An 11,393-nucleotide genomic window follows, 5' to 3' on the forward strand; every position below is an offset into this window, starting at 1 on the left:
CTGATTATTTATTTTAATTCTGATGAAACTGGGCTAGCTGGATTCGAACCAGCGGATGCAGGAGTCAGAATCCTGTGCCTTACCACTTGGCGATAGCCCAACAGCTTTATTAATATACCACGGAATTTCGACAAGCGCAATGGTTTTTTATATTTTTTTTAATTTCTTTTGTTCTCATATGCCGAATAAAAAATGTTGTAAAACTGTCCTATTTAGTTTTACAACATTTTCTTTCAGCATTTTTTATTTTACCGTTACGCTGACCTTTTTATACTTTCCATTCTCACTGATCACATAAATAGCTGCCTTGCCGGCTTTCTTTGCTTTGATCTTTCCTTTGCTGTTCACGGATACTACAGAACTTTTTGAAGTCATGTAACGAATCTTTGCACCGTGATTTTTCGGCTGTTTCTTGCCGGACGGGACCTTTACCTTTGCTTTAATGACAGCTGTCCTGCCCTTTTTCAGCGTAATTGATTTCTTCTTTACAGAGACGGAAGATGCATTTGCATACCGTGAACCGGCTCTCATCAATACATGTGCCGTATTAGATTTTCCAATGTTCTTTTTCTGTTTGTTCACATTTTGATATGGTCTTACATAAAACTTATAGGAACCTTTGGATTTCAGTTTTCGCTTTCCAATCTTTGTGATGGTAGTCTTCGTTCCCTTCTTTACTGTCTTTAAATATTTTGGTGTAGATTTCTTTCCACATTGATTACCGTAAATCCGGTATCCGTCCGCACCCTTCGTCTTTGTCCATGACAGCTGAACCTTCCTGGAAGTCTTGGCCGTACCAGTTGCTACAATGACCTTCTTTGCGGTACTGGCTGCTGTATTGAGAGTGAGCTCCTTAGTTTTGGCACCTGCTGCCAGACTTGGCATATCTGCACCTGTTGTAGGATACTGCACCTTTACTTTAAATTTTCTGTTCTGCGCACTAGTCTGAGATAAAGCGATATAATTTGTATCTGCTTTCCCCCATTTTACATCTTTACTGTTTTTCTTATTCACATATTTTGCATAGACCGTAAAATCCGACTTTTTGATCACTTGGTTCTTCTTATAAGTCTTTGTATTCTTTACATAAATCCCGCTTAAAACATACTCGCTGGCAGATGAACCATGATATAAAAGAATTGGCTGGCCGGCTACTCCGCCGTTGTCACATCCATAGCGGGAATACTTCCCGTCCGTGGTATTAATATTGCTTCCCTTAAAAGTCTCGTTAAATGCAATGGTTCCATTACAGCTGTCAAACAGATTTACAAATTCTGTATTGTCTTTACTGTTTAAAGCAAAATAAGTATCGCCTTTCTGTACCTTATTGTAGCTTTGATCGGGTGAATTATACCAGGTAGGGCTGGAAACCTTTCGGCCAAGTTTTACAGGAAGCAGACTTGCGCTTACCGTTACCCATGTATTCTGTTTCAGCACCCTTTTATAATCCGGCCGCTGTTCCCCATAACCGTCTGCGAGACGCAGTGCATAATATGTCTTTCCCGTCTTAAGCTCTCCTCCTGATTTTACATAGGAGCCTACTTTGATCATCCTTGCGCCTTTTGCATTGTTTACTGTAACCGTCTCATTCGCTCTGCCATCCATATTGGCATCGACTTTTTTGCCGGAAGCCCCGGATACAGAAGTCTTCGTTCCCCCAAAAACACCAAACATCATTACTGCAGATAAAGCCGCAGCCATTCCCTTTTTCCATAATGAACTGCTCATCTTCCTCATAATCATTCCTCCTTATTCTGTAAAACATTTTATCATAAGAAGCTGAAATAATAATGAGATTGAATCTATGTTGTTATTTGTTGTTTTTCAGTCGGAAAAAAATACAGTTAAACGAAGAAAACTCGTTTAACTGTATTTGGTCATTTTTATAATATTACGGAAATCCTTAGGGGTATTACATACTGCAGGATGCCACAATCTTATAGTTATCCGGTATATTGTATTTATTTTCCACAGGTTCGAGATTCCAGTTGATCTCACATAAGGTCTCCCTCATCACCTTCTTGCAGTAAAGCATGACGATGCCCGCGTCGATCTGTTCCTCGTAGAGATTCGTATCCTCGTCGTCCCTGACTGTAAGAATCAGCAGTCCTCCGTCAATGATAAATCTCCACGGCTGGCGATTTAAAGTAGAAGGCGCCATCCTTGCATAGTTTAACGGTTCGTATACAGCCCGGTTCACAAGCTCATCCACCGTTGCTTTATTGCCCCATGTATCAAGAAAAACAATCTCTTCTAAAGGCATCCTTGGAGATATAACGCTGTCTTTCACCTGAAAATCCGCATTGGCATATCCTTTTCCCAATGTGACATTCCCTGTAACCTTTTTAAACCGCTTCTTTCCGTATCCCAATGCCATAATCGCCACCACTTCTTTATCCGTGACAATGTTCAGCTTTTCAATGACTGTACGGCTGTCTTTGAAGGTAATCCAGCAGGAATCCACTCCCAGAGAATGAGCTTTAACAGAGATAGATTCACCCACATATCCGCCATTTTCAATATAATGATCCTTTTTCTCTGACAAAACGATCATATAGTGCGGCGCATTGATCAAAATCCCTTTATATCCTGCATACCCGTCCAGCTGGCGGTAAACGGTATCATTATCCATAAAGCGGATATCGATCCCGATACTGTCATCCAGGCGCTCACAGGACTGGGCAAAATCCCGGATTTTCTTAACGGTAGCGGCATCGACTTCCTTCTCTTTATAATCCCTGACGGAGTTCTTGCTTTCAATCAAATCTTTATATTCCATAGTCATACAACCTCCCTTATCCAGTAAAAATATCTTCCTGCTACTTGTTATATTATACCTTATCGCGCAAAGCGCGTCCACCCGAAGGGTATAAAATACGTGATGCCCTGTGGGTATACATTATCGTATAAAGTACGTCCACCCAAAGGGAATGAATTACGGTGTGCCCTTCGGATATACAAAAAGGACAGGTGGATTTCCCATCTGCCCTTTATATCTATTCTTCCAAGTAAGATTCTATGACTTTTACCGCTTTATCTATACCTGTCCGGCCGGTGTTGATGACCAGTTCATAATTGCTCGGATGTCCCCACTTGATTTTTGTGTAGTAATTGTGGTAAGAAGCCCTCTCCTTATCCACCTTTTTCATGAGACGTTTCGCCTCCCGCTCAGAGACGTCCTCCGTGTCCATGATCCTCTGAATCCGCACTGCCTCAGAGCTGTGGATAAAGAAAGAGTGGCAGCCGGGAAGTTTCTGAAGGATAACATCTGCACACCGCCCCACAAAGATGCAGGACTTCTCCTGCTCTGCGATCTGGCGTATGGCAATGGACTGAATGACAAAAAGCTTCTCAGGTGTCAGGATACATTCATCCATAGGAGTCGTGGCCGGATGTCCGATGGGAACTCCGAAGATATAGGCATAATCACCGGTCTCTTCCCTTTGGCTTATATACTCTTCAGACACGTCCGCCATCTTTGCCACTCTGGCGATCAGTTCTTTGTCAAATAGCTTGATCCCTAAATCCTCTGAAAGCTTCTCCGCAATTTCATGGCCTCCGCTTCCGTACTCTCTGGATATGCATATAATCGTATTCGGCCTCATATCATCTCTCCTCTCTGTATCATATTCAGCGTTCTACATAGTAAGAAATCAGATCCACCGCATTTTCCATGCCCAGTTTTCCCATGTTAAGAACCAGGTGATAGTTGCTCGGATGTCCCCACTTGATCTTCGTGTAATAGTTGTGGTAAGAGGCTCTTTCCCGGTCAGTCCTCTTAATCAGTTTCCTTGCTTCCTTTTCTGTAATCTGCCGCAGATCCATAATTCTCTGAATCCTGTCTTCCAGCGGGCTGTGGACAAAAACTGAGATGCACTCTGCCTGATTCTGCAGAATAACATCCGCACACCGTCCCACAAAAATACAGGAACCTTCGTCTTTAGCCATCTGCCGGATGGCAATGGACTGAAGGGCAAACAGTTTCTCCGAAGTAACTACAAAGTCTCTTGTAATGTCCGCTGCAGCATGTCCGGACGGCATCACTCCCAGGAAGCCCCGGAAGTCTCTGACCTCCCCCTGTTCTTCCACAAAGTCTTCAGGCACATTGCCAAGCTCGGCTACCTTTGTTATGATCTCGCTGTCGAACAGCTTGATCCCCAGCTTCTCTGACAGGTGTTCTCCCAATTCATGGCCGCCGCTTCCGAATTCTCTGGAAATACATATGATTCTGTTCTCTTTCATAAACATCACTCCTTTGCTCATAAACAGTGATTGCTAAGATCAATATCTTATCTTCATTATACCATGACAGAGTGGAAAAAACATAAAAAACAGAAGGAATTGTTCTTTTATGAAAACAATCCCTTCTGTTCTCTTCTTATATGACAGCGATATGATACGTTTCCAGCCAGTAGTTGACCTGGAGCATAAACGCCACCATCTGCGGTCCTGCCATCAGCTGTCCATACCAAGGTTTTCCGTAGTCCGACGGACTCTCTAAAAATTCTTCCGTTTTCTTTTTATCGATCAAATTCCGAATCGGAGCATTGGGATCTGCGATCACTTCCCGCAGCCGGTCTCCCAGCATTTTTTCATATTCAGGATGATACGTTTTCGGATACGGACTCTTCCTCCTGTACAATACTTCATTCGGAAGATCTCCTTCACCTGCGGCCCTTAACAGTCCTTTGACCACACCGTCCGGACATTTCATTTCCCACGGCACATTCCACATATATTCCACGATCCTGTGGTCGGCAAACGGTACTCTGGCTTCCAGGCCGGAATACATGCTGGTGCGGTCCATCCGGTCCAGAAGTGTGACCATAAACCATTTAAGATTCAGATAGGAGATCTCTCTCCTCCGGCTTTCTGTCGGATCTTCTCCAAGAAGTCTTGGGGTTTCCCGGATCGTCTTTTCGTATGCCCGCCGTGCATGGGCTTTCAGATCTACCGCCTGAAGCACATCGCCGCTTAACAGGGCCTCCCTGGGCTCCATATCCATAGACCACGGAAATGCATGGGCTTCAAAACATTCTTTTTTATGAAACCACGGATATCCTCCGAAAATCTCATCCGCACATTCTCCGGTCAGAGTAACCTTCTTTGTCTCGGCAACTTTTGAACAGAAGTAGAGAAGGGAAGACTCCACATCAGCCATGCAGGGAAGGTCTCTTGCATCCACAGCCCTGTACAGGTTCTCAATCTGCTGCTCGTTATTACACTCCAGGTACGTGTGATTGGTTCCCGATGCCTCTACCATACGGTCTACCCATGGACGGTCCTGAGACGGCTGAAAAGAATTGGCCTTAAAATACCGGTCATTGTTTACAAAATCAAAAGAAAAGGTATTCAGCTGTTTCCCCTGTCTGCCAAGCTCTTTGGCACAGATGGCTGTCACAAGACTGCTGTCCACCCCTCCGGATAAAAACGTACAAATCGGAATATCAGAGAGCATCTGCATCTTTACCGCATCGTGGACCAGATAAGACAGTTTCTCTACCGTCTGATCATAAGATTCTTCATGAGGCCGGCTCTCAAGCTTCCAGTAAGTGTGATCATTAAGCCCCTCCGTGCTGTACTCCAGAAAATGACCCGGCAGTACTTCTGAAACGCCTTTGAATACTCCTTTTCCATAGGATTTTGCCGGTCCCAGTCCAAAAATCTCACCGAGTCCGTCCCGGTCGATGACCGGTTCTATCCCCGGATACTGAAAGATACCCTTGATCTCGGATGAAAATACAAGGGTCTGGCCGGAAAAAGAATAAAACAACGGTTTGACCCCAAGCCGGTCTCTGAACAAAAACAGCTTCTTTTCCGCAGAATCCCAAATACTGACCGCAAAAATACCGTTCAGTTTCTCCACAAAGGCCGGTCCGTGAAGGATGTACCCCGCCAGGATCACTTCCGTATCGCTCGCTGTCCTGAAGATCGCCCCTTCCTTTTTCAGCTCCTGTTTCAATTCCTTCATGTTATAAATTTCACCGTTATACACAATGACAAACTTACGTCCGGATTCCTCTCTTACCATGGGCTGATGACCGGTGTATAAGTCAATGATCGAGAGACGGACATGGGCCAGGCCGCACCCATTTTCCAAAAACGTTCCCTGATCATCCGGGCCCCGGTGCTTCTGAACTTGATTCATACGGTCCAGAACATCTTCCCACTGTCCTTTCTTTTCCAGATACCTGTTATGAGGATTACAAAATCCCGCAATACCACACATATGTGCCACCTCTTCAACTTTTTTTCATACAGGCCCCGCGGTGAAGCATCACCGGGAGCCTTACGTTCTATCCCCGGATAACCGGCTGATATTGTCTGCCTTCCAGCGCTTTTTCCACAGTCGGGATCAAAAGGCTGGTATCGGCGATCATGGAGTTCGGTTTTTTCACCGGATCATCCTGCCCAAACGGTACAAAATAAATATTTTTCATATTCATCAGAGCTCCGATGTTCTTCATATTTATTCCCAGAGCGTCATTGGTTGATACAGAAATCACCAAAGGTTTATCGTTCCTTAAATGGGCTTTTGCCGCCATCAGGACCGGTGAATCTGTGATCCCGCTGCACAGCTTTGCAAGCGTGTTTCCTGTACACGGGAAGATCACCAGAATATCCAATAGACTCTTTGGACCGATCGGTTCAGCCTGGGCGATCGTTTTCATCGGGGTAATCCCAGTGATCTTCTCTGCCCTATCCAAGAAATCTTCTGCCTTTCCAAATCGGCTGTCTATGCTCTGTGCGGCCCCGGAAAAAATGGTCTGCACCTGTGCTCCTTCTTCTGCCAGCTTCTCAAGCTGGATAAAAATTTTTTCATATGTGCAGAATGAGCCAGTTACGGCAATTCCTATTTTCTTTCCTTTTACACTCATCATACATCCCATTCCGTAATCATTGTTTCTGTCAGAATGGCAGCTGCCGAACACGCTGCATACTTGCCGGGAATTCCAAGACATTGTTTTGCCTTGATCCCCAATTCGTCTGCCGCCATGAAATCTACGCCTCCCGGCGCAGATGCAATATCCACGATTAACGCCTCTTTTTTTACCTGTTCCAGACGTTCTCTGTCTAAAATCATGGCCGGAATCGTGTTAAAAATAAAATCAGCCTGAGAAAGTTCTTCTTTCAGCTCATCGAGAGAGACTGCTTTTATTCCAAAGGACTCCGCCAGGGCACGCTGCTCCTTATTTCTTGCGGCTGCCGTTACTTTGGCCGACCAAAGCTTCAGCTTTTCTGCCAGGACGCTGCCGCATCGTCCGAAGCCTGTCACCAGACATCGGCTTCCCTGTATCTGTACAGGAGAATCAAAAACGGCTTCTGCCACAGCTCCCTCGGCAGTGGGCACGGCATTTTTTAACGCCACTGAGTCCAATTTCATAAAGTCATGGACAGCAACCCCCGCATTCATGCAATAGCGGCAGAAGTCATCCGGAATACATCCCGCAAAGATCTTCTGCCCTTTCCTCAGATGCTGTTTTACATCCTCTATTCCGAAGTCAGCACAGCATTCCATGGAAACCAGGTTTTCACGGTCTTTGGAAAAAGGGATCGGGCCGATCAGGATTTCTGCATTTTCCACGGCTTCTTTCATAGAAGAAGCCTGCACCTCCCCGGATGCGATCCCATAGGTAATCACAGAATAGCCTTTAAAAGCAAGCTGTTTTGCCATATAAAACTGTCTTAAATCACCGCCAAGCACTGCAAAATCATACATTTTACCGCTCCTTTCTGCTGCCATCTAATGATAGTATATGAAATTTGTCACAGAGTTGCTTCATTTTTTCCAAATTCTACAGACAAATGACGCATAATCTGATATATTAGAATCAGTAACCAGGGTTGTTGTTTTAAAGAAGGGAGTTCTTAAAATGAAATTTTTTATCTGTGAACACTGCAAAAACATCATGACTTTGCTGAATGACAGCGGGGTACCGGTCATGTGCTGCGGCCAGAAAATGACGGAGCTTGTTCCAGGCACTACCGACGGGGCAGCAGAAAAACACGTCCCGGTCATTTCAGCGGATGACCGCAGGATCAGCGTGAAGGTCGGAGAAGCCGAACATCCTATGATGGAGGCTCACTACATTATGTTCATCTGCATTGAAACCAGCCGCGGCCATCAGATAAAATATCTGAATCCGGGTGAAAAACCGGAGGCAGAATTCCTTCTGGCAGACGGTGAGGAATTGATTGCCGCATATGAATACTGCAATCTCCACGGACTGTGGAAAGCATAAAATCAGACATAATAAAAGAGGCATCTCTGATCTTCTCAGAAATGCCTCTTGTTTTATGTCTCTTAATTTAAGGCTACCCTCATAATTAATTCTTTATCCTTTGTAATTAGTCCTCCAAACGGACTAGATGACGATTAGAAAGGCCAAGGCCATCTCATGCATGTCATTGTTTTATCCCCCTTTATACTGCTTTGCTTTCGACAATTATCTCGGTAACAATACACACTATAAAAGGTCCTATTCCTTGTTTCAATATACCCTCGGGGAACGACTTGATATTTGAATAACCGTCATCTTTTTTTCCATTAAATAGTATCCAGAAGGATAATTTTTACATAGAATATCCCATTCTCACACCGGAAGGAAACATCCCCGTTATACTTTTCGGCGATTTCGATCATATTGCGGCTTCCAATGCCGTGTTTTTCTTTGTCATGCTTCGTAGTTTTGAGACGGCCGTCTTCTATGATCACCGGCTTCATGGTCCGGTTGCTCTCCTCCAAAATCAAATGATGCCCGGTGAGCTTGACCGTGACGCTGACTGTCTTGTCTTCCATATCTCTGACGGCTTCCGCAGCATTTTTGAGAAGATTGGAAAACAAAATACAGATCTCTGCATTGGTCATGTTAAGCCTGCTCGGAATTTTTCCTTTCCAGTTGATCTTAATCTTTTCGCTCTGGACAATATCATTTACCACTATATCAACCACATCATTTCCGGTAGAAATGAGAATATTCAAACGCTTTATATCTCCGGTCAGCTCGCCCAGATATTCCCTTGCATTGTCATACTCTTCTTTTTCCAGAAATCTGCTCAGACATGCCAGCTGGCTTTTCATGTCATGTCTGATCTTTTTGGTCATCTCCTCCTTCTGAAGCAGCAGTTCATAATACTTTTTCTGTTCGTTTAACAGACGTTCATTCCACAGCATCTGCTGTTCAAACTGTTCCTGCTCCTGCCTGACTCTGCAGATCCGGTATATAATACTGCTGATTCCAAACAGCATCAAAAGAAATCCAAGAAGGATCTCCAGCCTCTTACCGATGGATGTCCAGTTCTGAAATCCTTCCGACAGAAAGGGACCGATACAGGCGATCACCCCAACCAGTACCATGGCTCCCAGTGCCACATCACTGTATGTATACTGGATCTTCTTGACTTCAAACCTCTTCCGTACCGCAATGATAACGATCAGCAGAAGAAAACTGAAGACCTCCTCCACATCAGCGAAATGATTGCTGTTATAAGCTGTCTGAAAATCCATCTGTGCGAAAAAAATAATAAACAGTCCGATCAGAAAATCCATGATCGAAATTCCGAGCCAGGTAAACACTGACAGAAAAAACTTATTAAAATAAATCCATGCCGACAACATAATAAACAGGACAATAACTATATTCACGGGAAGCTGGTACTTAAAGCTTGCCAGCACTCCCAAAACTGCCGGAATCTGAAACATCAGCACCTGCCGTTTCCGCACCGGTTCGATCCCTAAAATCCCCCTCATGATCAAGATCATCTTCCAAAGTTCAATGGCGTACACATACACCCAATATAATCCTTTCACTTTTCACCCTCACTGCCCATTTCCCATATGGGTTCATTAAATCACTTTTGCATATTTGGTTATATACTCAAAATAGTGTTTTTTGACCTCCTTCTGTTTCCTCTTGGAAATCTGAAATTCCTTTCCGCAGAACAGCACAAGCCGTTCTTTGTAATAATGCTCTACGAATTGGAAATTAATTATGTATCCCTTGTGGATCCGCTGAAACCTCTCATCCAAACACCCCTCAATTTTTTTCAGAGACAATCTCACGATCAGATGCCCTCCCACAAGAAACACCGCTATTTCATCGCCCAGAGCTTCGATCCATCGAATCTCCCGGAAGTAAACGAATCTGCTCTCCTCCTTTCCCTCCAGTACAATCCCTTCATTGTCGTTCATATCTTTGAGCGCGTCTTCCAGCGCCTCCAAAAGATCCTGTCCGCTTCCACTTTTATACAGATACCTGAATGCCTGAACCTTAAAAGCTCTCTGGACCCATTCATCATGGCTCGTAATAAAAATGATTTTTCCGGGCCTCTGCCGGTTCTTCCACTCTTCCGCAACAGAAAATCCATCCATATGCTGCAGTTCCACGTCGAGCAGGATGATATCAAACTCATCCTCCGAAGAAAGCAGATCTTCTCCCCTTTGAAAACAGAAGATTTGTGCCTTTTGATTTCTGCCCTCCAGGAACCGGAGACATTCATCTTCCAAGATATCCAAGTAAGTCTGTTCATCGTCACAGATTGCTATTTTTAACGTTCTCTCCATCCTCAATCCTTTCTAATTTATAAAACGTAAAACATAATCATATTTTACCCCTTTCCCGCTCCAAATGCAAAAAAGAACAGACATGTGCAATAAAAAATGCATCATGGCTGTTCCTTTTTCATTATAAAATATATGTCTGTGCTCCGGCAGATTCTGAGATTACATTCTCTAAGGATGTTGTCTCTGCTGAGCTTGTGGTCAGTATAGAACGATACAGCTTCATCGTCAAGCATATTTATGGAAATTCAGATATACGTTCTAATTTCCTGATGACCGTTCCATTTTTTACATTATATTACTCGTATTATTTGCTCTGATATCCTTCGGGATGTGTGCTGTGCCACCTCCATGCACTCTCAATGATCTCATGGAGATCTGCATGCTCCGGCTTCCATCCAAGGACTTTTTTTGCCTTCTCGCTGGATGCGATCAGCACTGCAGGGTCCCCGGCCCTCCGGCCCTCTTCCACTGCTTTGATCGGTTTTTGCGTTACCTCTTTTGCGGTCTCGATCACCTCTTTGACCGTAAAGCCAATTCCATTTCCGAGATTGAAGATATCACTTTCATTTCCTTCCATCAGATATTTTACCGCGAGGATATGAGCCTGTGCAAGATCGGTCACATGAATATAATCTCTGACACAGGTCCCGTCTTTGGTCGGATAATCGGTTCCGAAAATACTGATTGCTTCTCTTTTTCCGTTTGGAACCTGAAGGATCAGCGGGATCAGATGAGTCTCCGGATTGTGCGCCTCGCCGATCTCTCCGCTTTTATGGGCTCCGCATGCATTAAAATAGCGAAGTGATACAAACCGGAGTCCGTGTGCTCT

General features: G+C 44.3%; 11 protein-coding genes and 1 tRNA gene. 1 reads left to right on the forward strand and 11 read right to left on the reverse strand.

The annotated features are described in order from the left end of the window. Window positions 1-28: 28 nt before the first annotated feature. From QVP35_RS01700 to dpsA, 8 genes are all read right to left on the reverse strand, one after another. A tRNA-Gln gene (locus QVP35_RS01700) sits at window positions 29-100 on the reverse strand. Window positions 101-243: 143 nt separating this feature from the next. Then, window positions 244-1,737, reverse strand: a complete 1,494-nt coding sequence (locus QVP35_RS01705) for an Ig-like domain-containing protein (protein ID WP_022260724.1) — start codon at window positions 1,735-1,737, stop codon at window positions 244-246. Window positions 1,738-1,912: 175 nt separating this feature from the next. Continuing rightward, window positions 1,913-2,779 (reverse strand): nitroreductase family protein, encoded by an 867-nt coding sequence (locus QVP35_RS01710; protein WP_022260725.1) that lies wholly within the window; start codon window positions 2,777-2,779, stop codon window positions 1,913-1,915. Window positions 2,780-2,996: 217 nt separating this feature from the next. After that, window positions 2,997-3,605: an AAA family ATPase gene (locus tag QVP35_RS01715; protein WP_006566479.1), complete on the reverse strand. Its 609-nt coding sequence runs from the start codon at window positions 3,603-3,605 to the stop codon at window positions 2,997-2,999. Between the two features lie 25 nt (window positions 3,606-3,630). Beyond that, window positions 3,631-4,242, reverse strand: coding sequence for an AAA family ATPase (locus tag QVP35_RS01720; protein ID WP_009289029.1), 612 nt, complete (start codon window positions 4,240-4,242; stop codon window positions 3,631-3,633). Window positions 4,243-4,378: 136 nt separating this feature from the next. Further along, window positions 4,379-6,229: an asparagine synthase (glutamine-hydrolyzing) gene (asnB, locus tag QVP35_RS01725; protein ID WP_006566481.1), complete on the reverse strand. Its 1,851-nt coding sequence runs from the start codon at window positions 6,227-6,229 to the stop codon at window positions 4,379-4,381. Window positions 6,230-6,296: 67 nt separating this feature from the next. Further along, window positions 6,297-6,878, reverse strand: a complete 582-nt coding sequence (locus QVP35_RS01730) for a dipicolinate synthase subunit B (protein WP_009289030.1) — start codon at window positions 6,876-6,878, stop codon at window positions 6,297-6,299. Beyond that, complete coding sequence (dpsA, locus tag QVP35_RS01735) at window positions 6,878-7,720, reverse strand: dipicolinate synthase subunit DpsA (RefSeq protein ID WP_009289031.1); 843 nt, start codon at window positions 7,718-7,720, stop codon at window positions 6,878-6,880. The genes QVP35_RS01730 and dpsA overlap by 1 nt, the downstream gene beginning before the upstream one ends. 154 nt (window positions 7,721-7,874) lie before the next feature. On the opposite strand from dpsA, the gene QVP35_RS01740 reads away from it, so the two are divergent. After that, entirely contained in the window at window positions 7,875-8,243 is a 369-nt protein-coding gene (locus QVP35_RS01740) for a desulfoferrodoxin family protein (RefSeq protein WP_006566484.1), read from the forward strand. 305 nt (window positions 8,244-8,548) lie between these two features. On the opposite strand, the gene QVP35_RS01745 is transcribed toward QVP35_RS01740, so the two are convergent. The 3 genes from QVP35_RS01745 to QVP35_RS01755 form a co-directional block, all read right to left on the reverse strand. Continuing rightward, window positions 8,549-9,811, reverse strand: coding sequence for an ATP-binding protein (locus QVP35_RS01745; protein ID WP_006566485.1), 1,263 nt, complete (start codon window positions 9,809-9,811; stop codon window positions 8,549-8,551). Between the two features lie 36 nt (window positions 9,812-9,847). Beyond that, window positions 9,848-10,564, reverse strand: a complete 717-nt coding sequence (locus QVP35_RS01750) for a LytR/AlgR family response regulator transcription factor (RefSeq protein WP_006566486.1) — start codon at window positions 10,562-10,564, stop codon at window positions 9,848-9,850. A gap of 304 nt (window positions 10,565-10,868) precedes the next feature. Continuing rightward, window positions 10,869-11,393, reverse strand: a 525-nt coding sequence (locus QVP35_RS01755; protein WP_288187725.1) for an NAD-dependent epimerase/dehydratase family protein, incomplete at its 5' end; no start/stop codon positions are given.

Origin of the sequence: Anaerostipes sp. CAG:276 (assembly GCF_000432215.1) — a bacterium.
GTDB classification, from domain to species: Bacteria; Bacillota; Clostridia; order Lachnospirales; family Lachnospiraceae; genus Anaerostipes; species Anaerostipes caccae.

Coding starts and splice junctions, on each gene's coding strand:
- QVP35_RS01720 (WP_009289029.1), bottom strand. CDS start 4,242: ATGAAAGAGAACAGAATCATATGTATTTCCAGAGAATTCGGAAGCGGC.
- QVP35_RS01715 (WP_006566479.1), bottom strand. CDS start 3,605: ATGAGGCCGAATACGATTATATGCATATCCAGAGAGTACGGAAGCGGA.
- QVP35_RS01750 (WP_006566486.1), bottom strand. CDS start 10,564: ATGGAGAGAACGTTAAAAATAGCAATCTGTGACGATGAACAGACTTAC.
- dpsA (WP_009289031.1), bottom strand. CDS start 7,720: ATGTATGATTTTGCAGTGCTTGGCGGTGATTTAAGACAGTTTTATATG.
- QVP35_RS01740 (WP_006566484.1), top strand. CDS start 7,875: ATGAAATTTTTTATCTGTGAACACTGCAAAAACATCATGACTTTGCTG.
- QVP35_RS01710 (WP_022260725.1), bottom strand. CDS start 2,779: ATGGAATATAAAGATTTGATTGAAAGCAAGAACTCCGTCAGGGATTAT.
- QVP35_RS01705 (WP_022260724.1), bottom strand. CDS start 1,737: ATGAGGAAGATGAGCAGTTCATTATGGAAAAAGGGAATGGCTGCGGCT.
- asnB (WP_006566481.1), bottom strand. CDS start 6,229: ATGTGTGGTATTGCGGGATTTTGTAATCCTCATAACAGGTATCTGGAA.
- QVP35_RS01730 (WP_009289030.1), bottom strand. CDS start 6,878: ATGAGTGTAAAAGGAAAGAAAATAGGAATTGCCGTAACTGGCTCATTC.